This is a genomic window from Burkholderia sp. JKS000303, assembly GCF_002563755.1.
In the GTDB taxonomy this organism is placed as follows: Bacteria; Pseudomonadota; Gammaproteobacteria; order Burkholderiales; family Burkholderiaceae; genus Burkholderia; species Burkholderia anthina_B.
Genome location: NZ_PDBZ01000001.1, coordinates 3675631 through 3701664, shown reverse-complemented (window position 1 = coordinate 3701664; position 26034 = coordinate 3675631). Strand labels below are relative to the sequence as shown.

At 68.8% G+C, this 26034-nt stretch carries 24 protein-coding genes and 1 pseudogene; 14 read left to right on the top strand and 11 right to left on the bottom strand.

Translation table 11 applies throughout. The annotated features are described in order from the left end of the window. Nucleotides 1-289 precede the first annotated feature (289 nt). The 7 genes from cobA (at nucleotide 290) to BX604_RS17495 (ending at nucleotide 6477) form a co-directional block, all read left to right on the top strand. On the top strand, nucleotides 290-1060 hold the full coding sequence (gene cobA, locus BX604_RS17525) for a uroporphyrinogen-III C-methyltransferase (protein WP_098552940.1): 771 nt from the start codon (nucleotides 290-292) through the stop codon (nucleotides 1058-1060). A gap of 156 nt (nucleotides 1061-1216) precedes the next feature. Beyond that, nucleotides 1217-1813, top strand: coding sequence for an ANTAR domain-containing response regulator (locus BX604_RS17520; RefSeq protein WP_098551900.1), 597 nt, complete (start codon nucleotides 1217-1219; stop codon nucleotides 1811-1813). 5 nt (nucleotides 1814-1818) lie between these two features. Beyond that, nucleotides 1819-2871: a CmpA/NrtA family ABC transporter substrate-binding protein gene (locus tag BX604_RS17515; RefSeq protein WP_098551899.1), complete on the top strand. Its 1053-nt coding sequence runs from the start codon at nucleotides 1819-1821 to the stop codon at nucleotides 2869-2871. 110 nt (nucleotides 2872-2981) lie between these two features. Further along, complete coding sequence (locus BX604_RS17510) at nucleotides 2982-3581, top strand: uracil-DNA glycosylase family protein (RefSeq protein WP_098551898.1); 600 nt, start codon at nucleotides 2982-2984, stop codon at nucleotides 3579-3581. 211 nt (nucleotides 3582-3792) lie between these two features. After that, on the top strand, nucleotides 3793-4533 hold the full coding sequence (locus BX604_RS17505; protein WP_098551897.1) for an SDR family NAD(P)-dependent oxidoreductase: 741 nt from the start codon (nucleotides 3793-3795) through the stop codon (nucleotides 4531-4533). Nucleotides 4534-4707: 174 nt separating this feature from the next. Further along, a complete protein-coding gene (locus BX604_RS17500; RefSeq protein ID WP_098551896.1) occupies nucleotides 4708-5649 on the top strand; it encodes a helix-turn-helix transcriptional regulator in 942 nt (313 codons plus the stop codon). Nucleotides 5650-5778: 129 nt separating this feature from the next. Continuing rightward, a complete protein-coding gene (locus tag BX604_RS17495; RefSeq protein WP_098551895.1) occupies nucleotides 5779-6477 on the top strand; it encodes a fumarylacetoacetate hydrolase family protein in 699 nt (232 codons plus the stop codon). 123 nt (nucleotides 6478-6600) lie between these two features. On the opposite strand, the gene BX604_RS17490 is transcribed toward BX604_RS17495, so the two are convergent. The 3 genes from BX604_RS17490 to BX604_RS17480 form a co-directional block, all read right to left on the bottom strand. After that, complete coding sequence (locus BX604_RS17490) at nucleotides 6601-7812, bottom strand: MFS transporter (protein WP_098552939.1); 1212 nt, start codon at nucleotides 7810-7812, stop codon at nucleotides 6601-6603. 239 nt (nucleotides 7813-8051) lie between these two features. After that, the gene (locus BX604_RS17485; RefSeq protein WP_098551894.1) at nucleotides 8052-9689 is read right to left on the bottom strand and encodes a trypsin-like peptidase domain-containing protein; all 1638 of its coding nucleotides are present in this window, start codon (nucleotides 9687-9689) and stop codon (nucleotides 8052-8054) included. A 286-nt stretch (nucleotides 9690-9975) separates the two neighbouring features. Next, nucleotides 9976-11178: an RNA-guided endonuclease InsQ/TnpB family protein gene (locus BX604_RS17480; RefSeq protein ID WP_098551893.1), complete on the bottom strand. Its 1203-nt coding sequence runs from the start codon at nucleotides 11176-11178 to the stop codon at nucleotides 9976-9978. A gap of 7 nt (nucleotides 11179-11185) precedes the next feature. Between BX604_RS17480 and tnpA the strand changes: the two are divergent. After that, nucleotides 11186-11663 (top strand): annotated as a pseudogene (tnpA, locus tag BX604_RS17475) (IS200/IS605 family transposase). Between the two features lie 98 nt (nucleotides 11664-11761). Here tnpA and BX604_RS17470 read toward each other — a convergent pair. Next, a complete protein-coding gene (locus tag BX604_RS17470; RefSeq protein ID WP_098551892.1) occupies nucleotides 11762-12637 on the bottom strand; it encodes a LysR family transcriptional regulator in 876 nt (291 codons plus the stop codon). 140 nt (nucleotides 12638-12777) lie between these two features. Between BX604_RS17470 and BX604_RS17465 the strand changes: the two genes are divergently transcribed. Further along, nucleotides 12778-14031 (top strand): MFS transporter, encoded by a 1254-nt coding sequence (locus BX604_RS17465; RefSeq protein WP_098552938.1) that lies wholly within the window; start codon nucleotides 12778-12780, stop codon nucleotides 14029-14031. An 87-nt stretch (nucleotides 14032-14118) separates the two neighbouring features. On the opposite strand, the gene BX604_RS17460 is transcribed toward BX604_RS17465, so the two are convergent. From BX604_RS17460 to BX604_RS17440, 5 genes are all read right to left on the bottom strand, one after another. Next, on the bottom strand, nucleotides 14119-14916 hold the full coding sequence (locus BX604_RS17460; protein ID WP_098551891.1) for an alpha/beta fold hydrolase: 798 nt from the start codon (nucleotides 14914-14916) through the stop codon (nucleotides 14119-14121). A gap of 72 nt (nucleotides 14917-14988) precedes the next feature. Next, nucleotides 14989-16206, bottom strand: a complete 1218-nt coding sequence (locus BX604_RS17455; RefSeq protein WP_098551890.1) for a pyridoxal phosphate-dependent aminotransferase — start codon at nucleotides 16204-16206, stop codon at nucleotides 14989-14991. Beyond that, a complete protein-coding gene (locus BX604_RS17450) occupies nucleotides 16203-16847 on the bottom strand; it encodes an RraA family protein (RefSeq protein WP_098551889.1) in 645 nt (214 codons plus the stop codon). Before BX604_RS17450 ends, BX604_RS17455 begins: the two co-directional genes overlap by 4 nt. A gap of 3 nt (nucleotides 16848-16850) precedes the next feature. Further along, entirely contained in the window at nucleotides 16851-17531 is a 681-nt protein-coding gene (locus BX604_RS17445; RefSeq protein WP_098551888.1) for an RraA family protein, read from the bottom strand. 29 nt (nucleotides 17532-17560) lie between these two features. After that, nucleotides 17561-18220 (bottom strand): RraA family protein, encoded by a 660-nt coding sequence (locus BX604_RS17440; RefSeq protein WP_098551887.1) that lies wholly within the window; start codon nucleotides 18218-18220, stop codon nucleotides 17561-17563. A gap of 196 nt (nucleotides 18221-18416) precedes the next feature. Here BX604_RS17440 and BX604_RS17435 point away from each other — a divergent pair, with 196 nt between their 5' ends. Beyond that, nucleotides 18417-19313, top strand: coding sequence for a LysR substrate-binding domain-containing protein (locus BX604_RS17435; RefSeq protein ID WP_098551886.1), 897 nt, complete (start codon nucleotides 18417-18419; stop codon nucleotides 19311-19313). A gap of 34 nt (nucleotides 19314-19347) precedes the next feature. Here BX604_RS17435 and pdxR read toward each other — a convergent pair whose 3' ends face one another. Then, complete coding sequence (gene pdxR, locus BX604_RS17430; RefSeq protein ID WP_098551885.1) at nucleotides 19348-20820, bottom strand: MocR-like pyridoxine biosynthesis transcription factor PdxR; 1473 nt, start codon at nucleotides 20818-20820, stop codon at nucleotides 19348-19350. 160 nt (nucleotides 20821-20980) lie between these two features. Between pdxR and BX604_RS17425 the strand changes: the two genes are divergently transcribed. Further along, nucleotides 20981-22180: a GNAT family N-acetyltransferase gene (locus BX604_RS17425; protein WP_098551884.1), complete on the top strand. Its 1200-nt coding sequence runs from the start codon at nucleotides 20981-20983 to the stop codon at nucleotides 22178-22180. A gap of 24 nt (nucleotides 22181-22204) precedes the next feature. Here BX604_RS17425 and BX604_RS17420 read toward each other — a convergent pair whose 3' ends face one another. Beyond that, nucleotides 22205-22699: a DUF3331 domain-containing protein gene (locus tag BX604_RS17420; RefSeq protein WP_098551883.1), complete on the bottom strand. Its 495-nt coding sequence runs from the start codon at nucleotides 22697-22699 to the stop codon at nucleotides 22205-22207. Between the two features lie 465 nt (nucleotides 22700-23164). Between BX604_RS17420 and BX604_RS17410 the strand changes: the two genes are divergently transcribed. The 3 genes from BX604_RS17410 to BX604_RS17400 all read left to right on the top strand — a co-directional run bounded on the left by BX604_RS17410 (nucleotide 23165) and on the right by BX604_RS17400 (nucleotide 26020). Then, nucleotides 23165-24229 carry a 2,3-butanediol dehydrogenase gene (locus BX604_RS17410; RefSeq protein WP_098551882.1) on the top strand — a complete coding sequence of 355 codons (1065 nt, stop codon included), beginning with the start codon at nucleotides 23165-23167 and terminating at the stop codon, nucleotides 24227-24229. A 175-nt stretch (nucleotides 24230-24404) separates the two neighbouring features. Further along, nucleotides 24405-25061, top strand: coding sequence for a VC0807 family protein (locus tag BX604_RS17405; protein WP_098551881.1), 657 nt, complete (start codon nucleotides 24405-24407; stop codon nucleotides 25059-25061). Between the two features lie 92 nt (nucleotides 25062-25153). Next, nucleotides 25154-26020: a CPBP family glutamic-type intramembrane protease gene (locus BX604_RS17400; protein WP_098551880.1), complete on the top strand. Its 867-nt coding sequence runs from the start codon at nucleotides 25154-25156 to the stop codon at nucleotides 26018-26020. Nucleotides 26021-26034: the final 14 nt, after the last annotated feature.

The window sequence follows — 26034 nt, the reverse complement described above, 5'->3', positions numbered from 1 at the left end:
TGCATGCATGCACGGGGCCATCGCGCGGCGCGGTGCGCGCCGTTCCTGCCGCGCCAGTGCGACGGGTCATGCCGGTTGGCCCGGATATTGCTGAATCCGATGCATGACACCGGCAACGGCGCCGGTGGGCAGTCCCCGCAAACCATGCCCGTCTTACGGCGGGCCGATCAGGACAACGGTGTCCCCCCGTGCGCGGCACGGCCGGATGCCGGTGCGTTTCGACCGCCCGCCGCCGCCGCGCAGACAACGCGCTATCGACCGCCGCATGCAGGCGGCACAGGAACACGACATGACGACAGGCAAAGTCACGCTGCTGGGCGCCGGCCCCGGCGATCCCGATCTCCTCACGCTGAAGGCCGTGAAGGCGCTGGCCGCCGCCGACGTGCTGCTGCTCGACGACCTCGTCGCGCCCGGCATCGTCGAACTCGCGCCGCAGGCACGCGTGATCCGCGTCGGCAAGCGCGGCGGCTGCCGCTCCACGCCGCAGGCATTCATCGAGAAGCTGATGCGCCGCTACGCGCTGCGCGGCGCGCACGTCGTGCGCGTCAAGGGCGGCGACGCGCTGCTGTTCGGCCGCGCCGGCGAAGAACTCGCGACGCTGCGCGCCGCCGCGATTCCGGTCGAGATCGTCAACGGCATCTCGTCGGGATTCGCGGCCGCCGCGAGCCTCGGCATCTCGCTCACGCATCGCGAGCATTGCCAGGGCGTCACCTTCATTACCGCGCATCGACAGGACCATGGCGAGCCAGACTGGCGGGCGCTCGCCGCAACCGGCACCACGCTCGCGATCTACATGGGGATGAGCCGCGTCGACAGCATCGCCACCGGCCTGCTCGCCGCGCTGCCGCCCTCGACGCCGGCCGCGGCCGTGCAATGGGCCGGCACGCCCGACGAACGCCGCTGGACCGGCACGCTCGGCGCGCTCGCGCGCGGCATCGACGAAGCACGGCTCGGCAGCCCGGCCGTGATCCTCGTCGGCGGCGCGATCGGCGAAGCGGCCGCGCAGCACCTGCCGGACGCGGGTGCGGCGATCGAAACAGCCTTGCCCCGGGCCGCGTAGCATGCGCGACACCACGCGGCATCGGCCGCCCACCTATCATGAAGACAGCGGCACCGGCCGCCGGGCCATCGCGCCCGGCACCGACACGATGCCCGCGCGGGGCCACCGCCCCCGATCCGTGCATCGCGCCACGATTTCGCCGCCGCCGTTTGCATCATGAGTACGCCTGCTTCCTCCGCCCGCCTGCGCGTGCTGCTCGTCACCGATACCGACAAGCCGATCGGCGAGCTCGGCGACGCGCTCGCGCACCTCGGCTACGAGATGCTGAACGACGTCGCGACGCCCGCGCGCCTGCCGGCCGCCGTCGAGGAGCAGCATCCCGACGTCGTGATCATCGATACCGATTCCCCGTCGCGCGACACGCTCGAGCAGCTTGCCGTGATGCACGCCACCGCACCGCGCCCCGTGCTGATGTTCAGCCACGACGCCAATCAGTCGCTGATCCGCGCGGCGGTCGGCGCGGGCGTCAGCGCGTATCTCGTCGAAGGGCTGTCGGCCGAGCGCCTCGCGCCGATTCTCGAAGTCGCGCTCGCCCGCTTCTCGCACGACGACGCGCTGCGCCGCCGGCTTGCCGACGTCGAGCGCGAACTCGCGGAGCGCAAGCTGATCGACCGCGCGAAGCGCCTGCTGATGGACCAGCGCAAGCTGTCCGAACACGACGCATACGCGGCGCTGCGCAAGCGCGCGATGGACCAGGGCCTGCGCATCGTCGACGTCGCGCGGCAACTGCTCGACGCGCCACCCCAGTCATGACTGCCATGGATACCTCACTTCCCGTCGCGCCGGAGCGCGCACATCTTCGCCTCGGGTTCGTCGCGCTGAGCGATGCGGCCCCGCTGATCGTCGCGCAGCGCCTGAACCTCGGCGCGCGGCACGGCCTCACGCTCGAACTCGGCCGCCAGCCGTCGTGGGCCACCGTGCGCGACAAGCTGCTGAGCGGCGAACTCGACGCCGCGCATGCGCTGTACGGGCTCGTCTGCGGACTGCAGCTCGGGATCGGCGGCCCGCAGGCCGACATGGCCGCGCTGATGGTGTTGAACCGCAACGGCCAGGCGATCTCGTTGTCGCGCGGCCTCGCCGACGCGTATCGCGACAGCGGCAGCGTGCGCGACGCGTTCGCGACGCTCGGCCGCAAACCGCTCCTCGCGCAGACGTTCCCGACCGGCACGCACGCGATGTGGCTGAACCACTGGCTCGCGTCGCACGACGTCGATCCGCTGCGCGACGTGCGCAGCGTCGTGATCCCGCCGCCCGAGATGGTGGCCGCGCTCGCCGGCGGCGAGCTCGACGGCTTCTGCGCCGGCGAGCCGTGGCATGCGGTGGCCGACGCCTGCGGCGCGGGGCGAACCGTCGCCGTCACCAGCGAGATCTGGCCTGATCATCCGGAGAAGGTGCTCGCGGCCCGGCGCGATTTCGTCGCGCTGTACCCGGCCACCGCGCGCGCGCTGATCCGCACGCTCGTCGATGCCTGCGCGTGGCTCGACAGCGCCGCGCACCGTCGCGAGGCGGCCGACTGGCTCGCGTCGCCCGACGCGCTCGGCGTGCCGGCCCGGCTGATCGCGCCGCGCCTGCTCGGCGACTACGGATCGGGGCCGTTCGCCGTACCGCCGCTGCCGATCCGCTTCCACGACGGCGGCGCCGTGAACCGGCCCGATCCGCGCGAAGGCGAGTGGTTTCTGTCGCAGTACCGGCGCTGGGGCATGCTCGACGGTTCGCACGACGACGCGGGGATCGCCCGCGCGATCGCGCAAACCGCGTTGTATGATGCTGCGGTCGCCGAAGGCGGCGCAGCGGGCCCGTCGCGGGTGTGATGCAGGCGGCGTGCGCGCCCGCGCCCTGCTTGTCCGGGTCGCCTGTCGGCGCCCGGCACGCACCCTCGGGTGACGCCGCATGAACACTCCGTCCCCGCTCAGAATCATCGATGCCGAAACCCACGCGCGCGCCGCTCGACGTGCTGCTCACTGAAATCCGCGCATGCCGCGTCTGCGAAGCCGACCTGCCGCTCGGCCCACGCCCCGTCGTGCGCGCCCATCGCGACGCGCGCATCCTGATCGTCGGGCAGGCGCCCGGCGCACGCGTTCATGCGAGCGGCATCCCGTGGGACGACGCGAGCGGCCAGCGGCTGCGCGGCTGGCTCGACGTCGACGCCGACACGTTCTACGACGAGACGCGCTTCGCGATCGTGCCGATGGGCTTCTGCTACCCGGGCCGCGGCGCAAGCGGCGACAACCCGCCGCGCCCCGAATGCGCGCCACTGTGGATCGACCGGTTGCTCGCCGAGTTGCCGTCGATCCGGCTCACGCTGCTGATCGGCCAATATGCGCAGCGGCATTTCCTGCGCGACACGCGCAAGGCCACGCTGACCGACACCGTGCACGCCTGGCGCGACTACGGCCCCGACGTATTGCCGCTGCCGCATCCGTCGCCGCGCAACCAGGCGTGGTTCAAGCACCACCCGTGGTTCGACGCCGACGTCGTGCCCGAGCTGCGGCGCCGGGTTGTGTCGCTGCTCGACCGGTAGCCGGCACGGAAACCGTCTTCACGATCGCCGCGGTTTCCGTGCGCGGTTTCCATGATTTCCACCCGAATCAGCATCCGTAAAACACGACTTATCTCAAGGTAATGCGGGTTTTCGGATCGAAATGTCCGTGCGCCGACGCCTCGCCGAATCCGCCGTGCTAGCCTGACTTCCGTCCAAACGAATGGCGAGCACGTGCTCGAGGAGTTCAGCAATGCGTTTCGAAAACAAGGTGGCGATCGTCACCGGCGGGGCAAGCGGCATTGGCGAAGCCACGGTCCGCGCCTTTGCCCGCGAAGGTGCGAGCGTGGTCATCGCCGATCTGACCGACAAGGGCGCGCAGCTCGCCGCCGACGTCATCGAGAACGGCGGACGAGCGGTCTATATCGAAACCGATGTCACGGACAGCGAAGCCGTTCAGAACCTGATCGCGCGAACCGTGCGGATCTACGGCCGGGTCGACATCATGTTCGCCAATGCCGGCATCGCCGACGACGCGCGGATCGAGCAGCTCGACGAATCCGCGTGGAAAAAGACGATCGACATCAATCTGACCGGCGTGTATCTCTGCGACAAATACGCGATCCAGCACATGCACGCGCAAGGCGGCGGCGTGATCGTCAATTGCGGCTCGATCCATAGCCACGTCGGGAAATCGGGCGTGACGGCCTATGCCGCCGCCAAAGGTGGCGTGAAGCTGCTGACGCAGACGCTCGCGATCGACTACGGCCAGCACAACATCCGCGTGAATGCCGTGTGCCCTGGCTACATCAACACGCCGCTGCTGAAAAACGTGCCGGACGCGCAGAAGCAGGCGCTGGCGGCACTGCATCCGATGGGGCGTCTCGGGAAAGCCGACGAAGTCGCGAACGCCGTGCTGTTCCTGGCGAGCGACGAGGCGTCGTTCATCAACGGTTCGTCGCTGATGGTCGACGGCGGTTACACCGCGCAGTAACGACATGCGGGGCATGCCGGCACGATTCGGCCGCCCCGCCCGCTCCCCCGTTCACCCGCCCGCCGGCTCCGCAACGGCGCCCGCTTCCGGCCCCCGATTTCGGCCGAAGCCTGGGACAGACCGATTTCGCTGTACCATCGCGGCTCAACCGCGTCACGAACAGCAGAATCCTTCATGCCCTCCACCGCCCCGCCGCGCCTGTACGGGATGCCCGAACGCAGCGACCGGCTCGACTTCTACATCCGCGACCAGACGTCGCGCCAGGCGATCACCGAGCCGCACCGGCACGCGTATTTCCAGATCCAGTTCAACCTCGGTGGCGACACCGAGCAGCGGATCGGCGGCGTCACGCGGCCGTTTCCGCGCGGCGCGCTCGCGTTCGTGCTGCCGCACCGCGAGCACCTGATTCCGCATCCGGAAGGCGCGCACTTCGTCGTGATCAACTTCAGCCAGGCGTTCCTGCGCGCCGATCTCGACGTCGATCCGCTCGATCTCGAGGACGTGCCCGCGCACCGCTTTCCCGAGCTGACGCCGTTCCGCTTCCAGGAACACCTCGACTTCATCCTGACCGGCGACGCGTTCGACGAGGCGCGCCGCCTCGCGCTGTGCATGCTCGACACCGACCGCGTGCGCACGTTCGGCTCGACCACGCTGCTGCGCGGCTACCTGCTGCAACTGATCGGGCTCGTCTGCACGCAGTACGCGGGCGCGCTCGACAAGCTCGCGCAGCGCGGCGCCCAACGTGCCGGCCGGCGCGACGCGCTCGCGCGCGTGCTGCGGCACGTGCGTGCGAACCTGACCCGCGAGGACCTGACGCTCGCCGCGACCGCCGAGGCCGCGTTCCTGTCGCCGAACTACCTCGCGCACCTGGTGCGCAAGGAAACCGGCAGCACCTTCACCGATCTCGTGACCGAGCGCCGGATCGCGCTCGCACAATCGTTGCTCGCGCATACGAGCCGGCGCATCGCGGACATCGCGCGCTCGGTCGGCTTCCGCGACGAAGGGTATTTCGCACGGCGCTTTCGCGCGCGGGTCGGCGTGTCGCCGAAGGCATACCGGGACGCGAACGCCGCGCTGCCGGACGCCGACGACACGGCGACGGCCGGCGACGCGTAGTTTTGTCCGGTTAAAACGCAGTTGCGTCGCATCCGGTGGCGCATCCGTCGGGTATCGTTTCATGCATGCCGGCCCGTGCCGCGTTGCGCGGGCGCCGGTATCCGTCTTCCTGTCGAACGAGGTCATCCGATGTCCGCATACGTCATCGACGCTCCCGAGCGTCCTTCCGTCGAAGTCGAACAGTCGTCCGCGCGCTTTCCGGTGCGCCGCGTATTCTGTGTCGGCCGCAACTACGCCGACCATGCACGCGAAATGGGTGCCGATCCCGATCGCGAACCGCCGTTCTTCTTCACGAAGCCGGCCGATGCGATCGTCCCGGCCAGCGGCACCGTCCCGTACCCGCCGCTGACGAACGATCTCCATCATGAAATCGAGCTGGTCGTCGCGATCGGCAAGGACGGCCGGTCGATCGACCCGGCCGACGCGCTGTCGCACGTGTGGGGTTACGGCGTCGGCGTCGACCTCACGCGCCGCGACCTGCAGGCCGAAGCGAAGAAGCTGAGCCGTCCGTGGGACTGGGCGAAGGGCTTCGACGCGTCGGGCCCCGTGACCGCGCTGCGCCCGGCCGCCGCGACCGGCCACCCGGCGAGCGGCCGGATCTGGCTCGACGTCAACGGCGAAACGCGCCAGCAAGGCGATCTCGCGGACATGATCTGGGCCGTGCCAGACGTGATCGCGTACGTGTCGCGCTCGGTCGGGCTGAAGGCCGGCGACCTGATCTTCACCGGCACGCCGGCCGGCGTCGGCGCGTTGCAGCCAGGCGACCGCGTGACGGGTGGCGTCGATGGCGTGGCTTCGTTCGAGTTCGTGGTCGGCGCGAAGCCGTAACGCGTCCGCAGGCGCGCGCGACGGGCCGTCCAGTCGATGGCCGTCGCGTTGCACAGCCCGCGGCCGATCGCTGCGGTGCCGGCATCGCTCCGGATCGGCACGCCCTTCACATGCCGGCGCCGGTTACACGTCGCCGGCGCGTGCATCGAACCGGCGCACACACACGGCGGCCGCGAGCGCAAGCGCCGCAGACAGCAGCATCATGACCAGCGGCGCATAACCCGCGTTGCCGGTCGTCAGCACCGCGCCCGTCAACGCCGACAACGCGGCCCCGCCCGCGATCGTCATCGCGCCGGCCAGCCCTGACGCACTCCCGGCCAGTTCCGGCCGCACCGACATCGCGCCGGCATGCGCGCCCGGATTCGACAGCCCGTTGCCGATGCCGATCAGCACGCACGGCCCGAACCACGCGATCGCGTGCGTCGCCCCGCCGAACCACAGCGCAAGCGCGATCGCCGGCCCCAGGCACGCAACGACACGTCCGCACAGGATCGTCGTGGCGAGCGGATACCCGCGCGCACGCCGCGCGGCGAGGAAGCTGCCGCACACGAACCCCGCCGTGACCGCCCCCATGCAGACACCGATCTCCGCCGGCGGAATGCCGAACACCGTTTGCGCGGCGAGCGGCGCGCCGGCCAGGAACGCGTAAAACGTCCCCGTCGAAAACGCCATGCAGAGCGCATAGGCCCAGAAGCGGCGCGCACGCAGCAGCGCCGGATACGCGCGAAGCTGGCGCGCGAGCGACGACGACCGGTTCGTATGGGTTTCGACGAGATCGAACGCGCACCAGCCGAGCAACGCCATTCCGGCCGCGCCGAGCAGCCAGAAGCTCGCGCGCCAGCCGGCCGTCTGATCGAGCGCGCCGCCAAGCGTCGGGCCGATCATCGGCGCGAACGCGGCCGCCATCGCCGCATAGCCGATCCGGCTCGCCGCGCGCGCACCGCCACCGGTATCGCGAATCGTCGCCATCGACACCGGATAGACCGACGTGATCGCCGCCTGCATCAGCCGGCAGCCGAGAAACACGCGAATATCGGTCGCCATCGCACAACCGAGCGAGCCGAGCGTAAACACGCCGACGCTCGTCAGCACGATCGGCCGCCGCCCGAACCGGTCCGACAGCGGCCCCATCACGCACTCCAGCGATGCGGCCACCGCCGCGTAACCGCCGAGCGAGAGCGCGACCATCGCATAGTCGGCGTCCAGGTCGCGCGCGATCGCCGGCAACGACGGCAGGAACAGGCTCAACGGCAGCACCGAGAACGCGCACAAGAGGAGCAGCGTCGCGTGTCGCGGCGCGGCCGGTTCGGAAGCGATCGGCAGGTTCGATTGCAAGAGGATGCCCTCCGCGCACACGCCGCATGGCCGTGCGCAACGCAAAAAAAAGCCCCCGAACCAGTCGGGGGCGCATGGGTGCCGGCGCGGTGCCGCTACCGGACCCTGCGCCTGTGTGCTACTACGATGAAGCTTGCCGCGTTCATGCCTGTTTTCATGCCGGATGGCGCCTGAATGCCCGGGTCACGGGCAACGATGTCGAACGATGGTAGGCGCTCGACGCAGCCCGCGTCAACGCCCTACCGCGCATGCACCGACACGAACCTGCGTGCGTTGTCGCGCTGGATCAGCACCGCGATCACGCTGCCGCCGGTCGCTTCGAGGGTCTGCACGTCGTCCGGCGTTTCGAGCAGCGTGTCGTTGAGTTCGAGGACGACGTCTCCCGGCAGGATCCCCGCGCTCGCCGCCGGGCCGTGCACCGCGTCGACCATCATCCCGACCGCGAGCCCCGTCGAGCGCCGTTCGTCGTCGCTCAGCGGGTGCATCGTCAGCCCGAGGCGATCGCCGCCATCGGCCGGCCGGGCGGCAGCCGCTGCCACGCCGGCGGCACCCGCGGCACCCGCGGCACCCGCAGCACCCGCAGCACCCGCAGCGCCAGCGCTGCCCGCCGCGGCCGCGTTGCCGATCGCGTCGTCCGCCCCCGTGACCGTCAGCACCATCGGCACGCGGTTTCGGACGAGCCGCAGCGGCGCCTTCCCGCCGGGCGGCAACGCGGCGGCCAGGTCGTTCAGCTCGGCCGACCGGCCGATCGGCTTGTCGCCGAACTGCACGATCACGTCGCCGGGCTTCACGCCGGCCGCGGCTGCCGGCGAGCCGGGATCGACGCCGTTGACCAGCGCGCCCGCCGGACGCGGCAGGCCGAACGCGGCGGCCAGCCCGATGCCGACGTCCTGCACGTCGACGCCCAGCGCATTGCCGGACGACGCACGCTGCGCCTGCGCATTGGCCCGCATCTGCGCCTGAACCTGCGCACGCACCTTCGCCGCGAGCGCGATCGGAATCGCGAACGTCATGCTCGCGTAGCGGTTCGCGCCCGTGTACACCTGCACCGCGATGCCGATTACGTCGCCCGCGCGGTTGAACACCGGGCCGCCGGAATTGTCGGGGTTCACCGCGATGTCCGTCTCGAAGAACGGAAACACGCCGCCGTCCGGCAGCGCATGCGACGTCGCGCTGACGATGCCGGCCGTCACCGTGTTGCCCGAGCCGTCCGGCGCGCCGATCGTCATCACCGGTTCGCCCGCGCGCACCCGCGACGAATCGCCGATGCGCACGAACGGCAGCTTCGTCGCGTCGGCGTGCAGCACCGCGACGTCGCTCTGCGGATCGACGGCCAGCACCGTCGCCTTGAACTCGCGGCGGTCGGTGAGCCGCACCGTCACGTCGCTCGCATCGCCGACGACATGCGCGGACGTCAGGATCAGCCCGTCGGCGCTGACGATGAAGCCCGAGCCGCTGCCGGACACAGCGCGCGGCGACGTGTCGGGCGCCGGCGCCTGCGGCCCCTGCGTCGACGGCGGCGGCGCGCCGCGCCGGAAGAACGCAGCGACCGGATCGTCGGGATCGAGGATCATGAACGACGGGCCGGCCGCCTGCTGGTCGGGCGCGGCGGTCATGATGGTCACGACCGCCGGGCCGTAGCGGTCGACGATCGCGGGAAAGTCGACCGGCATCGAGTAAGGCGGTGCGACCGCGCGATTCTTCGCGACAGGCGGTGCGGCGGGTGTGGCGGGCGGTGTCGGTGGTGTGACGGGTGTCGCGGCGGGCGGCGCGACGGTCGCGGCAATGGCTGGCGGCAGGGACGACAAAAAGCAGGCGAACACGCCCCCGATCAACGCGGTGCGAAGCACGGCGCGAGCAAGCGTCTGGCGAACCACGGTGCACCTCCCCCGGCAGTCGCGCGACGCCCGGCGCGAGACGCGCGGACGCCCGACAAGCACCGGTACACGCTCCATTTATAGTCCACGCCGCCTCGCGGAACATACGAATCGAAACCCGCATGCCGGGTGGCCGCGCGACCGCGGAGCCGCGACAGCGGTCGTTCCGGTCAAAGTGGGCGTTTCGTCAATCCGCATATTCACCGCGGATCGCATCCGGCCCTTGACATCCTCCGCCGCCTGAAGGCGGCGGATTCCTGCCGCGTCTGAGACGATGATGCTTATCTCAGAGCGCCTCGGCGGGTTCCTGCTTCACGGAGCGGCCTGACTGCACCGGCTCTCCACAGGCTGCAACGCGGTGTCCCCGCGCCAGTATGTTGATCGCACCGACCACATCGGCATGCTCCTCATGACCGCACGCGACGCAGCGGAATGCGGCCTGCGTCTGCCGGTTTTCCGCGCTCGCGTATTCGCAGGCCGGGCACGTGCGACTCGTATTCGCCGGCGGCACGGCAATGAGCCAGCCGCCGTTCCACGCCAGCTTGTAGTCCAGCTGACGACGAAATTCGAACCAGCCCTGATCGAGGATGGCTTTGTTCAGGCCGCACTTGGCCCGAACGTTTTTGCCCGGCGCATCGGGGCTGCCAGCCACCGTCTTCGACATGTTTCGTACCTGCAAGTCCTCGATGCACACCATCGCGTGGTTTTGGCTGATCGTGGTCGTGGCTTTGTGCAGGTAGTCGCGGCGAGCGTTGCCGATGCGGGAATGAATACGCTGGACACGGGCTTTCGCCTTCTTCCAGTTGCTGCTGAACTTCGACTTGCGGCTCATTGCCTGCTGCGCTTTGCGCAGCCGATCCTCGTGCCGCTTGAAGCTGTTGAGCGGTGCGAGAAAGCTGCCGTCGCTCAGGGTGGCAAACCGTGCGATGCCCAGGTCGATGCCGATCGCACTGGTGGCCTGCGGCACCGGCTGCGCGACTTCACGCCCGGTCTGGATCGACACGAACCATTTGCCCGCGTTTCGCGACACGCTGGCATTACGCACTTCGCCCAACACATCCCGGCTGTTGCGATAACGGAGCCAGCCGAGCTTGGGCAGAAAGACGCGGTTGTTGACCTGATCGAGCTTGATCTGCTTCGAGTCCGGATAGCGAAAGCTGTCGCTGTGCCCCTTCTTCTTGAAGCGCGGGAACGCCGCACGCTTGGCGAAGAAGTTCTTGTACGCTCGCTCCAGATCCTTGAGTGCGTGTTGGAGCGGATGCACCGGAGCATCTTTGAGCCAGGGCGTTTCCGTGCCGTTGCGCCACGCCGTCAAGTGCTTTGCCATTGCCACATACCCGATGAACTTGCCGCCCGCCTCGTGGTTCTCCTTCTGCAACGCCAGCGCCTTGTTGAAAACGAACCGGCATGCCCCAGCGAAGCGGCGCATCTTGCGCTGCTGCTCGCCATTAGGCGTCAGTTCGAACTTGAAAGCCTGGAGTCGTTGCATCGGGCCATTGTATGCGTGGCCCACAAGCGAGAGTCAAGCCATTCGACGTAGTCGCCATTGCGTCTTTCTGATCCGTGTGCATGTGGTCTTCCTGACCACATGCACCGGCGCAATGTGCTTACCACGGAGATGCTGAACGACATGCGCAGCATCTTCGCCAGTGTCTGTCTGGACTTCGAATCCGAACGGGTGAAGTTCGATGGTGCGGACGGCCATGTACACCTGCTGGTGCACTACCCGCCCAAGGATTCCGTGTCGTCCCTGGTGAACAGCTTCAACGGCGTCTCAAGTCGCATGAACCGGCAGAATGCGCCCGCATTCGGAAAAAGTCGTGGGGCGGGGCGCTGTGGTCTCCGTCTTGCTTTGCGGGAAATTGTGGCGGAGCGCCTATCGAAATCGTCCGCCAATACATCGAACAGCAAAAAAACCGCATTAGCAGCCGCAAAGGACACCTACGGCGTCCGCGCTATCCTTTCTCGTCCTGAAGAACGAGGTTTGACGCGCATTCAGATCAATGAGCCCGGCAACCTGCGACCTGACGCGTTCGGCGTTCACGCGCGACGATGGAAATCGCCGCGCCGCACTACCACGCCAGCGCCAGAAAATTACGCACCACCGCCGACGGATCATCACGGCGCGATGCGATCGCAAGCCGCGCGCGCAGGCCATTGCCTGCGACCGGCCGATACACGACGCCCGCGACCTGCACCTGCGTGATCGCCTTCGGCACGATCGACACGCCGAGCCCGGCCGCGACGAGCGTCACCGCCGATGCGATTTGCGGCGCCGGCTGCGCCATGCGTGGCTGGAAGCCCGCGGCATTGCAGGCGGCGACGATGTCGTCGAACAGCGCACTGCCCGCTTCACGCGGCACCTGGACGAACGCTTCGTCGGCCAGCTCCGCCAGATCGATCCGGCGCCGCTGCGCCAGCCGATGCGCGACCGGCAGCGCGACGAACATCGGCTCCTCGTCCCAGTCCGCCGCCAGCAACGTGTCGGCGATGCGACGCTCCGGACGCACGATCGCGACGTCGAGCCGCCCGGCTTCCAGCGCCTCCAGCAGCACGCCGGAGGTCGCTTCCTGCAACGTCAGCTCCGTGTCCGGAAACGCTTCGCGAAAGCGGCGAATCAGGTCGGCCACTTTCGAATTGAACGCCGCCGTGCCGGTGAAGCCGACCCGCAGCTGCCCGATTTCGCCGCGTGCAGCCCGCCTGGCCGCCCGCGCCGCGCGCTCCGCATCGTCGAGCACGCGCCGCGCCTCTTCCGCGAACACCTCGCCCGCGACGGTCAACTCGGCGCCGCGCACGGTCCGCTTGAACAGCTCGACGCCCAGTTCGCTCTCGAGCGCCTTGATCTGCTGGCTCAACGGCGGCTGCCCCATGCCGAGCGCTTCCGCGGCCTTGGTGAAGTTCGACGTGGCGGCCACGGCGAGAAAGTAGCGGAGATGTCGGAGTTCCATGCGTGATGTCGTCCCGGAGTAAACGGAAGCAGCTTCAAAGCTAGATGTAAAACGTATCGCTACGGTTCATTTCATATATTGGACATATGTTTGACCATGCGCAAGAATTCGGGTATTCCCTGAACAAGCGGGTGCATACCATGTCTTCTCCTGCGATTTCGCCTGCCGCCACGCGCGTCCCGAACGCTGCGGCCGATGCGCTGCCCGCCGGCGTGTCGCCGCGCTCGGCGGCTTACAAGCGCATCGCGCTGGCGTTGTTCCTTGCCGGCTTCTCCACCTTCTCGCTGCTGTACTGCGTCCAGCCGTTGCTGCCGGCGTTCGCGCGCGAATTCAACATCGGCGCGGCGTCGAGTTCGCTGTCCCTGTCGCTGTCGACCGGGATGCTGGCCCTCTCGATCCTGTGCGCCGGCGCGCTGTCCGAGCGCGTCGGGCGACGCGGGCTGATGTTCGCGTCGATGACGCTCGCCGCGCTGTTCAACCTGCTCGCGGCGATTTCGCCGAACTGGAACCTGCTGCTGGTCTGGCGCGCGCTCGAAGGCTTCACGCTCGGCGGCGTGCCGGCGGTGGCGATGGCCTATCTCGCAGAAGAAATCGCGTCCGAAGGGCTGGGGCTGTCGATGGGGCTGTATGTCGGCGGGACCGCATTCGGCGGCATGATCGGCCGAATCGGGATGAGCGCGCTCGAAGAGTATTTCTCGTGGCGGACCGCGATGCTGACGATCGGCGTCGTCGATCTGCTCGCCGCGATCGCATTCGTGATGCTGCTGCCGCGGTCGCGACGCTTCGTGAAGCGCACCGACCTGACGCTGCGCCACCACTTGCGGCTGTGGCGCGCCCAACTGCAGCACGCGCGGCTGCCGTTCGTGTTCGCGATCGGCTTCCTCGTGATGGGCTCGTTCGTGACCGTATACAACTATGCGGGGTTCCGGCTCACGGCAGCGCCGTTCAACCTGAGCGCAACGGCATGCGGGCTGATCTTCGGTGCGTACCTGTTCGGGATGGTTTCGTCGTCGAGCGCGGGCGCGCTGGCCGATCGCCTCGGGCGGGCACCCGTGCTCGTGAGCGGCATTGTCGTGTTCGCGGCGGGCCTCGCGCTGACGCTGTCGCATTCGCTCGTTGCGATCATCGTCGGGATCGTACTGATCACGATCGGCTTCTTCGTCGCCCATGCGGTCGCGAGCGGCTGGGTCGGGCATCTTGCCGGTTCCGCGAAGGGGCACGCCGCGTCGCTCTACCTGCTCGCGTATTACCTCGGGTCGAGCGTGCTCGGCTCGGTCGGCGGCACGTTCTGGCAACACGGGGCGTGGGCCGCCGTCGTCGCGTTCGTCGCGGTGCTGCTCGTGCTCAGCCTGGTGGCCGCAAGTCGGATCATGCGGGCGGAACGGGTGCGGTGAACGGCATCGACGCACGCGTCGAAACCGCATGATTCGCGTGCGTTCGATACGAAGCTGCCTCGGCTCGGCAGCTTCGCATCAGCTGCGTCACGCCTGAAACGCCGCGATTGCCTTCCACATCAGCACCGGATTCGAGTACATCGGAAAGTGCCCGCAATCGGGGATTTCGGACAGCACGACGCCCGCTTTCTCGATTGCGCCCAGGTACGACAGCGACGCGTTCTGTTCGCCGTACATGAACATCCGCGGGAACGGCAGACCGAGAAACTTGCGCATCAGGTCGCCGTTGTCGGACAGGTCGACCATCGAGCGGAAGATGCCGCCGACCGCTTCGGCCCGCACCTTGTGACGCAGGCTGGCCGAATACAGCGCACTCGCGTACGCCGGTGCGCGGCGGGTCCGGTCGATGAAGTCGTCGAAGAAGCGCTCGGCGTTGTCGCGCGGATGATCGACGATCTGTCGGCTCAGGAAGCAGTCCTCCGGCGCGATGTTTCCTTCGATGTCGACGAAGCTCAGCACCCGCTCCGGATGCCGATGCGCGAGCATCAGCGCCGTCAGCCCGCCCATCGAATGTCCGACGAGGTGGAAGCGCGCGAAGCCGATCCGGTCGAGCACCTGCAATGCGGTGTCGACGAGGAACGGGATCGAAATCTTCGACAGATTCGCGCACTGCGTTTCCCCGCAGCCGGGCGCGTCGTATGCAACGAAAGGCCGACCGTCGAACTCGCGATGACGCACGATGTCCGCGTAATCCTCCTTCGTCGAGCCGAAGCCGTGAAGGAACACGACGGGCGCGCCGTCGCCGTCGCGATGAATGGCCGAAACATCCAGCGCGGTGTCGCCGATGGCGAACGAGAACCGCGACTGGGAAAACGCATTACGCATCTGATCGAATCCCGAGTAAAGATGACATACGCCGGTCCCGGCGCGACACGCGCGACCGAGGCACAACGGCGTTCAGTCCACCAACGTCCGGCAGAATTCCTGGATCGCGGCGCACGCGCGCAGCAGCGACGTGTCGTCCAGCGCGTAGGCAATCCGGATATACGGGCCCAGCCCGAAAGCGCTGCCGTGTACGGTCGCCACGCCCGCTTCGTCGAGCAACGCGCTCACCACCTCCTCGTCGCTGTCGAGACGCGTGCCCGCACGTGTCGTCTTGCCGATCAGTGCGTCGCACGACGCGAACGCATAGAACGCGCCCTGCGGGACGTCGCATCGCAAGCCCGGCGCCCGGTTGAGTTGTTCGACGACCAGATCGCGGCGACGCTCGAACGCGACGCGGGAATGCGCGATGAAATCCTGCGGCCCTGTCAACGCGGCCAGCGCCGCGTACTGCGAGATCGTCGACGCGCCGGACGTTTGTTGTCCCTGCAACTTCTCCATCGCGTCGATGAGCCATCGCGGACCGGTGCCGAAGCCGATCCGCCAGCCCGTCATCGCATACGCCTTCGACACGCCGTTCATCGTCAGCACGCGCTCGCGCAGTCGCGGTTCGACCTGTGCGATCGTGAAGAACGCGATGCCGTCGAAGATCAGGTGTTCGTAGATGTCGTCGGACAGCACCAGTACATGCGGATGCGCGAGCAGCACGTCGGCAAGCGCCCGCAGTTCCGCACGGCTGTACACCGCGCCGGTCGGATTGGACGGCGAGTTGAGGATCAGCCACCGCGTGCGCGGCGTGATCGCCGCATGCAGCGCGTCGGGCGTGAGCTTGAAGCCGCTCTCCGCACCGCACGCGACGGTGACGGACCGGCCGCCGCACAGCTGCACGATCTCCGGATAGCTGACCCAGTACGGCGCGGGGACGATCACTTCGTCGCCCTCGTTCAGCGTGGCAGCGAGCGCATTGAAGATCACCTGCTTGCCGCCGCTGCAGACGAGCGTGTCGCGCCAGTCCACGTCCAGCCCGTTCTCGCGGCGGAACTTGTCGGCGATCGCCTCGCGCAGCCCGCGCAGCCCGGCCACCTGCGTGTAGCGCGTGTGGCCTGCGCGGATCGCGGCGATACCGGCTTCACGCACGTGCTCTGGCGTGTCGAAATCCGGCTCGCCGGCACTCAGCGAAATCACCGCGGCGCCGCTCGCGCGCCGGGTAGCGACGCGATCCATCACCTTGTAGGTCGCCGACGGGCGAGCGGCGGCGAGAAAGCGGTTCAGCGTATCGATCGGTGTGCTCATTGCCCGCTCCTCCATCTCGTCAGCCCCATCAGCTCGAGCGTGCTGCGCCCTTCTCGCAACGCGTCCATCATCTTCGCTTCCTTGTCGGCGCGCGCCTGCCCGTCGGCCAGCGTCGCTTCGACGTGCGCGGCCGGAATCACGAGCACGCCGTCGTCGTCGGCCACGACCAGATCGCCGGCCGCCACCGGCGTCCCCGCGAAACTGATCGGCTGCCCGACCGACGGCGCGCTCGCCTTGATCGTGCCGCGCATCGACACGCCGCGCGTGAACACGGGGAAACGGCGGGCGACCAGCGCCGCGATGTCGCGCACGCCGCCGTCGATGATCAGGCCGGCTACGCCGGCCGCTTCCGCCGCCACCGTCAGCACCTCGCCCCAATAGCCGGACACGAAGCCGCCGGTCGACACGACGAGCACGCTGCCGCGCGGCGCCTTCTCCATCGCGATGTGGATCGCGAGGTTGTCGCCGGGCGAACATTCGAGCGGATACGCGGGGCCGGCGATCGACGCGCCCGGCCACACCGTGCGAATGGCGGGATCGACCGAGTTGGTGGCGACACCCGACGCTTCGTAAAGCGTCGACGTGCCGAGTTTGCGCGCCTGCTCGAGCAGCGCCGCATCATAAGTCCGGGTCGGGTTCATCGTTCAGGCTTTGCTTTGCAGTGTGTGATAACCGAGCGCCGCACGGGCGTCGCCCAGCGTCTTGCCCCGTGCGATCTGTTCGCGGATGCGCGATTCGACTTCTTCGATCTGGCGTGCAGCCTGCGCCACTTCGCGCGCGCGGCCGCGCGGCACGATCACGACGCCGTTGGCGTCCGCGACGACGATGTCGCGCGCCGCCACGCGCACGGTGCCGATCGCGACCGTCGCGTTCACCGCTTCGACCTGCACACGATCCTTGCCGGTCCGCATGAATCGGCCCGCGGTGAACAGCGGATAGTTGTCGCCGAGCGCCTTGTTCACGTCGCGGCACACGCCGTCGATCACGGTGCCCGCGATGCCGCGCAGCCCCGCGTACTGGGTCATGATGTCGCCCCACACCGTGCAGTCGGTGCGGCCGTCGTTGTCGATCACGACGACGTCGCCTGGTGCGACGTCGTCGATGAAATCGCCGACGGTGCCGGGCGGCACGCTGGCCGGCACGTACCTGACCGTGAATGCGGGGCCGACGACGACCTTCGTGTAATCAGCCAGCGGCATGATGCCGAGCGCCTGTCCGGGCAGTCCGAGCTTGTCCATCGCGTCCGACACGCCTGGCGTATCGAGCCCTTCGAACAGTGCGACCAGTTCCTGGTCGTCGGCCGTAGCCTTGTGTGAATGCGTCATATCAAATTCTCCGGAATGAGGATCGGCGTTCAGCGCACCGCGATGGCTTCGAATTCCTTGTCGTGCATCACGTCCGCGACCGGGCGGCCGGCGCGCACGGCGGCGACCATGCCGGCCTGCCGCGTGGCGATCCGCTCGCCAAGATCGAGCACGTCGTCGATGCGAGCGGCCGGCACGAACACCGTGCCGCAGCGATCGGCAATCACATAGTCATCCTGATTGACCGTCACGCCGCCCATCTGCACCGGCGTGCCGGAAGCGATCTGCACCACGCGGTTGCGTGCGCTGATCATCGTGACGCCGCGCCCGTACACGGGATAACCGACCGCTTCGCTGCCCTCGATGTCGCGGCTCAAGCCGTCGATCACCGAGCCGCGGATCCGCTTCGCGGTCGCCGCGTTGGCCAGGATGTCGCCCCAGCAGGAAATGCCGTCGGCGCCGCCGGCAATCACCAGCACGCGATCGTCCGTCGTAACGGCATCGACGACCGACGAGATGAGGTGCACGGTCGGCTTGGCATCGGTCTTCGGACCGAGCTGGATGGTGCTCGCACGCCCGACGACTTTCGGGCAGTTCCACAGCGGACGCAGGCCGACCGTCGCGCCGGGCAGGCCGAGAAAGTCGAGTGCATCGGATACGGTGTTCGTGTCGAGCGATGCAAGACGCTCGAGAATGGCAGGCTGGTTCATCACGCTGATCCCGGTTGACAAGTGCGGCAATCGTCGCTTCGGCAGCGTGGTATGTAAATTTCGCATTTCGTATCTGCGTGATACGATTTCCGGATCACTGAAAGCGTGGCTCGCGGCATGGCACGCCCCCATAATGGCGCGCCGCAGCGCCTGCCCCACCGCCGCTTGCGCGCTATGTCATCCTGGGTACCCCGCCATGAACAACACGATCGACTACCGGCTGATTCGGCAGCTGTGGATGTTTCTCGCCGTCGCCGAGGAACAGCATTTCGGGCGGGCGGCGAAGCGGCTGAACATGTCGCAGCCGCCGCTGACCGAACAGATCAAGGTGCTGGAGCAATCGCTGAAGATCCAGTTGTTCTACCGCTCGCGACAAGGGACGCAACTGAGCCCGGCGGGCGCCGCGATCCTGCCGGCCGTCAGGCAGTTCGCCGGTCAGGCCGAACGGCTGCAACGCGTCGTGCGCGAGGTCGCGGCCGGCCAGTCCGGCGTGCTGCATGTCGGCGCGATCACGTCCGCGATGCTCGATACCGTCCCGCCGCTACTGGACGCACTCAAGCGCGCGCATCCGCACCTGACCGTGTTCGTCAACGAGATCGACAGCGTCGACGCGATTCCGGCGCTGGAGGCCGGCGAGCTCGATCTCGCGTTCGCGCGCGTCGACGGCGAGGTCGCGAACGGCATCGCGACGATGCCGCTGGCCGAGGACCGGCTGGCCGTCGCGCTGCCGCGGGACCATCCGCTGGCCGCCATGCCGACCGTGCGGCTGCGCGCGTTGATGGACGAGCCGCTGATCATGTCGTCGCGGCAAGTGAGCCCCGTCTACTTCGACATGCTGACGTCCGTCTGCCGCGCGCACGGACTGACGCCGCGCGTGATTCACGAAGTGCGTTCGGTGACGTCGCAGGTTGCCTACGTCGGCTGCGGTCAGGGCGTGGCGCTCGTGCCGGCCTCGATGCGCAAGCTCGCGCCGGAGAACGTCGTCGTCCGGCCGTTGAAGGAAAAGGTAACGGTCGTGACGGCCGCCGCGGTATGGAACACGAACCGGCATCACCCGATGGTCGATGAAGCGCTCGAGATGCTGAAGAAGTAGCGGGTCGCGGCAAGCGACGCACGCCGCACCCGTCTCAATCTCCCGCAACCCGATGCGCGATCGCCGACAGCGTTCGCAGCATCGGCGCGAACGCATCGGCCGACGTATTGCCGAACCCGAGCACGAGCCCGTTGGCCGCCGACGTCGCATGGATCGAAAACCCCGACAGCGGAAACGGCCCGATGCCGTGCGCGCGCGCCGCCTCGACGATCGCGCGGTCGCGATAGCGCGCCGGCAGCCGCAGCGCCAGATGGAGGCCGCACGGCCCGCCCTCGACCTGATGCGGCACGGTGAAGGCTTCGTCGAGCGCGGTGAGCAGCGACCGCCGCCGGTCGCGATACAGCCGGCGCATCCGCCCGAGATGCCGCCCGTATTCGCCCGTCTCGATGAAATCCGCAAGCGCAAGCTGCACGTGGCGCGTGCCGCCGCGCAGCATTTCCGGCAGCGCCGGCCGCACCGCGGCCAGCAACGCGTCGGGCAGCACCAGAAAACCGATCCGCAGCGCCGGGAACATCGTCTTGCTGAACGAGCCGAGATAGACGACCGGCGAATCGGCCGCGAGCCCGTGCAGCGCGCCGATCGGCTCGCCGGTGTGGCGGAACTCGCTGTCGTAATCGTCCTCGATGATCCATGCGCGATGCCGGCGCGCGGCATCGATCAGCGCGAGCCGGCGCGAGATCGACAGCACCGCGCCGGTCGGGAACTGGTTCGACGGCGTCGTATAGACGAGCCGCGGGGTCCGTTCGCGCCAGTCCTCGTCTGCCGCGCGCAGCCCCTCCGCGTCGACCGGCATCGGCACGACGTCGAGGTCGGCCGCCTGCATCGCGCTGCGCGCGCCGCGATAGCCGGGCTCCTCGACCCAGACCATGTCGCCGGGGTTCGTCAGCAATTGCGCGCACAGTGCGATCGCGCCCTGTGCGCCTTCCGTGATCACGATCTGCTCGGGATCGCAGCGCACGCCGCGCGTCACCGCCAGATGGCGCGCGATCGATTCGCGCAGCGCGCGCTCGCCGAGCGGATCGCCGTACGCCAGCAGGTCACGGCCCTCGCGACGCAACGCGCGGTCGATCGCGTGCCGCCACGCATCCACCGGGAAATGCGACAGCGCGGGCACGCCCGGCCGGAAGCCCTCCGACTCGCCGGTGCCGATCAGGCTCGGACGGATCCGCCCGAGCCGCTGCGCGACGGCCGGCGGCGCCGCCCGGCGACGCGGCGCGGCCGGCCGCGACAGCCCGACCACCCGCGTGCCGCGACGATCGGATTGCAGGAAGCCTTCGGCGACCAGCTGCTCATAGACGGCCGCCGTCGTGTTGCGCGACACGCCGAGCGTCTCGGCCAGCGCGCGCGTGCCGGGCAAGCGCGTGCCGGCCGGCATCGCGCCGCCGAGAATCGCGTCGCGCACGCGGCGCAGCAACTGGCGCTGCAGCGAAGGCGCGCCGGCCGTGCGCGCGAGCGGCGCGTCGAGCGGCAACAGCGGCGCGTCGCCGGGAGGAAAGGCAGTCGTCATCGGGGTATCGCGGCGTGGAGGTCTCGGACATGGCGCCATCGTGGCGCCGTCGTGGCACCATAAATTCAGCATAGTCTGGCGCTTCTCATGGTACCTCGCCGGGACTACGATCGTCTGCATGCCGGCATGTCGCCGGCCGCCAACCGAAGCGAGATCGACCTTGTCCACGCTCACCAACGCCTTCCAGCAGCCCATCGGCCAACCCGTTCCGGACTGGTCCGCCCGCCCGCGCCCCGAGCGCATCGTGATCGAAGGCCGCTACTGCCGGCTCGAACCGCTCGACGCCGACCGCCACGCGGCCGACCTGTATGCCGCGTACGCGCAGGCCCCCGACGGCGGCGACTGGACCTATCTCGCGCACGGCCCGTACGCCGACGAGTCGGGCTACCGCGACTACGCGCGCGGCGCGGCGACGAGCACCGATCCGCTGCACTACACGGTGATCGACCGCGCGACGAACCGCGCGGTCGGCACGCTCGCGCTGATGCGCATCGATCCGGCCAACGGCGTGATCGAGGTCGGCTCCGTCACGTTCTCGCCGCTGCTCAAGCGCACGCCGATCTCGACCGAAGCGCAGTACCTGCTGATGAAGTACGCGTTCGACACGCTCGGCTACCGGCGCTACGAATGGAAGTGCGACGACCTCAACGAGCCGTCGCGCAAGGCGGCCGCGCGGCTCGGGTTCCGTTACGAAGGCACGTTCCGGCAGGCGATCATCTACAAGGGCCGCAACCGCGACACCGCGTGGTTCTCGATCATCGACGGCGAATGGCCGGCCGTGCGGGCCGCGTTCGAAACATGGCTCGCGCCGGCGAACTTCGACGCGCAAGGCGCGCAGCGCGAGTCGCTCATCGCGATCCGGCACGCGCAGGCGCAGGCCCGCGATGCGGCCGGCCGCGCGAACGACGCGACGCGCGTCACGGTCCGCCCGCTCGTCGCTGCCGACGAAGCCGCATGGCGCCCGCTGTGGCAGGGTTATCAGAAGTTCTACGAGACCGCGCTGAGCGACGCCGTGTTCGCGACCACGTGGGCGCGGCTGATGGATCCCGCCGAGCCGATGTTCGTGCTCGGCGCATTCGATGCGTCGGGGAAGCTGGTCGGCATCGTGCACGCGATCTACCACCGCTCGTGCTGGACGGAAGGGCCGTACTGCTACCTGCAGGACCTGTTCACGGCAGCCGACGCTCGCGGCCAAGGCGCGGGCGGCGCACTGATCGAAGCCGTGTACGAGCGGGCCCGCGAAGCCGGCGCGAGCCGCGTGTACTGGCTCACGCACGACACCAACACGACCGCCCGCGCGCTGTATGACAAGCTCGCGAACAACGCGGGGTTCATCCAGTACCGGAAGGATTTCAAGTAACGCGTAACCGCGGCCGGCCGGCGTTCAGCCGGCCACGTCGGCCGGATCGGCCGCGTCGCCGCAAGCTGGCGCCACCTGACGCACGGCGCCCGCCGCGCCCGGCACCGACGCCGGGCGGATCATCTCGTCGCCGTTGACGGGCACCGGCCGCCGCACCGGCCGATACACCGGTTCGCCCGGCTCGATCGCCCGCCCCGAGATCGCGCAGCGGCCCGCCTGCAACGCGACGCGCAAGCGCCAGCGCTGCTCGCCGTAATGGCAGCGCCCGCTTTCGCTCCAGCGCACCAGCAAGCCGTCGTCACCAGCCTCCAGAACCGTAACGAACAATTGCGGCCGCAACGGTGAAGCGCCCGGCGCGACCGACTCCGGAACCCGCGCGCGACAGGCACTCGCCGACGGTCGCCCCCGCTCCCGCTCCATTCCGGCCGCTGCCGACAACGGCATCGCATCCCGCTCGTCGGCGACCAGCATGTGATACGACACGTATTCGCAGATCAGGTTTTCGATGAAGTTCGGCATGCTTGACGACATTCCGTGAAAGTTGAAACGGGCCGGTGCAGCGCAGGCGATCGGACTACCGCAGATGATACAAATTGAAGTTAACTTCAAGTAAAGAGCGCGCGTGCGCAACGTTGCGTTTCACCGATCGGAACAATGGGCTGTCACGGCGGCGACACCGACCGGACCGCGCGTCTCGCGTTTCGTCTCAAACGGGTGAGACGAATGTCCCGGCGTCTCATGCGGGCCGCGGTATCGCAGCTGCAGCAAATTTCGCACGCGCTTCGCGCGGAGTCCCCGGCGGTCGCCGCGAAGCGCCCTGCCGCACCGCACACCGCGCGCCCCGCCTTCACGCTGGCCCCGTTCCTGCATATCGGTCGCTCGCGCAATCGCGCGACGGACGCGACGGCCCCCTTGCCCCGCGCCCGACGACAACCTGACGGAGACAGCAACGTGAGTACACCGGCACCGAACACCGCACCGAGCATGAAGGCCGCCGTCTGGCGCGGCCGCCGCGACATCCGCGTCGAAGAGGTACCCGTTCCGGCACACCCGCCGGCTGGCTGGGTCCAGATCCGCGTGCACTGGTGCGGAATCTGCGGCTCGGATCTGCACGAATACGTCGCGGGGCCGGTGTTCATTCCCGTCGATGCCCCGCATCCGCTGACGGGCCTGAAGGGCCAGTGCATCCTCGGCCACGAATTCAGCGGCGAAATCGCGGCGCTCGGCGAGGGCGTGACGGGCTTCGCGCCCGGCGACCGCGTGACGGCCGACGCCTGCCAGCATTGCGGCAAATGCTGGTATTGCACGCACGGGCTGTACAACATCTGCGAAAACCTCGCGTTCACCGGCCTGATGAACAACGGCGCATTCGCCGAATACGTGAACGTGCCGGCCGAACTGCTGTACCGGCTGCCGGAGAACTTCCCGACCGAGGCCGGCGCGCTGATCGAGCCGCTCGCGGTCGGGCTGCATGCGGTGAAGAAGGCCGGCAACATCGTCGGGCAGACGGTCGTCGTGGTCGGCGCCGGCACGATCGGCCTCTGCACGATCATGTGCGCGAAGGCCGCGGGCGCCGGGCGCGTGATCGCGCTGGAAATGTCGGCCGCGCGCAAGCAGAAGGCGCTCGAAGTCGGCGCAACGGTCGTGATCGACCCGAAATCGTCCGACGCGATCGCGGAGGTCAAGGCGCTGACGGGCGGCTACGGCGCCGACGTGTCGTTCGAGTGCATCGGGCACACCACCACCGCGAAGCTCGCGATCGACGTGATCCGCAAGGCCGGCAAATCGGTGATGGTCGGCATCTTCGAGGAACCGACGCCGTTCAACTTCTTCGACATCGTGTCGACCGAGAAGGAAGTGATCGGCTCGCTCGCGTACAACGGCGAATTCGCGGACGTGATCCGCTTCATCGCGGACGGCCGCATCGACGTGCAGCCGCTGATCACCGGCCGCATCGCGCTCGGCGACATCGTCACGTACGGCTTCGAGGAGCTGGTCAACCACAAGGACCGGAACGTGAAGATCATCGTCCGGCCGGCAACCGCATGACGCGTGCATGACGAGCACGCCGGCCGCGCCCCGTGCAGCGCGGCCGCCCGGCCGGCGTGCGTTCGCGCCCGTTTTCGATGCGCGCGCAACGGCGCGCGCCGCGACACACGGGGTCCGACTTCGATATACTCGAAGCGACATCACCGCTACGCGCGCTACCCGCGCGCCCGCTCCCGTGAAACCACGAGCCGGCCTGATTCTCGAACTCGTCGTCAACCTGCTGCTGCCCTGGGTTGCATACCGGATCGCGCATCCGTATTTCGGCGAAACCGGCGCGCTGTATGCGTCGGCGGTCCCGCCAATCGTCTGGTCCATCGTCGAATTCATCCGTTCCCGCCGCATCGACGCGGTCGCCGCCGTCGTGCTGCTCGGCATCGCGCTGTCGATTGCCGGGATGGCGCTCGGCGGCAGCGCGCGCACGCTGCTGATGCGCGAATCGCTCGCGTCCGGCTCGATCGGCGTCGCCTTCCTGCTGTCGCTGTTCCGCGACCGCCCGCTGATTTTCTATCTCGCACGCGCGACGGTGGCCCGCGAGATGGCCGGCGGCGCCGCGCGTTTCGAGACGGTCTGGGCCGAGCAGCCGCAGCTGCGCAGGATGCTCCGGCTGATGACGTTCGTCTGGGGCGCGTGCATGACGCTCGAAATGCTGCTGCGCCTGTGGATGGTCGTCACCTGGCCCGTCGAGCGCGTGCTCGTCGTGTCGCCGATCATCGGCTACGCGGTGTTCGGCACCCTGCTGCTGTGGACCTTCTGGTATCGGCGGCGGGTGCGCGATCGCAATAGCGTCGACATCCCGACCCGCGACGGCGTGACCGAAATCGTCGGCCGCTGAGCGCCGTCCCGGCCCGGCGCGCGCGGCCGGGCGGTACGTCACGGGCGCTGGGGTATGATGCGCGGCGTCTCGTCCGCCCCATGCGCCGCTCCATGTCCCTTTCGCTTCTCCCGTGCGCCACGATCTGGCTCGCCCTGTTCGCGGCCGCCGCGCTCGCGTGGCATCGTCCGCTGCACGGGCCGAGCATCGCGCTCGCCGCGCTCGGCTATGCGGGTGCGCTGGCGTTCGGCAAGCTGTCGCCCGTCGCGCTGGCGCCGCTCGCGCTGCTCGCGGCCGCCGCCTGGGGCGTCGCGCCCGGCCGCCTGCTCGCGGTTCGCCTCGCCGCCCACCTCGGGTTTGCCGCGCTCGCGATCGCGCTGAGCCTGCACCTGATCCCCGGCTTCCACAATCCGCGCGTGATCGAACCGACGCGGTTCACGCCGGATGCCGTGCCGTTCACGATGTACCTGAATTTCGACAAGCCGCTCGTCGGCCTGTGGCTGCTGTGGGTGCTGCCGTGGGTCGCGCCCGACGTCCCGCTGTCGCGCGTGCTGCGCACCGGCGCCGTGGCGGCCGTCGGGACCGCGGCGGCCTGCCTGGCCGGCGCGCTTCTGTTCGGGATGGTCGGCTGGGCGCCGAAATGGCCGGCGTCGGGCTGGATGTGGCTCGTCAACAATGTGCTGCTCGTGACGCTCGCCGAGGAAGCGCTGTTCCGCGGCTACATCCAAGGCGGGCTGACGCGCATCCTCGGCCGCTTCGCGTGGGGGCCGTGGGCCGCGCTGGCGATCGCCGCGGCGCTGTTCGGCGCCGCGCACGCGGCCGGCGGCTGGCCGTGGATCGTGCTCGGCACGGTGGCCGGCGTCGGCTACGGCCTCGCGTGGCGGCGCGGCGGGCTGCTCGCGGCCGCACTCGCGCATGCGGGGCTGAACATCATCCACTTCGGGCTGTTCACCTACCCGATGCTCGCCGCCGCGCGCTGAACGCCACGCGCAGC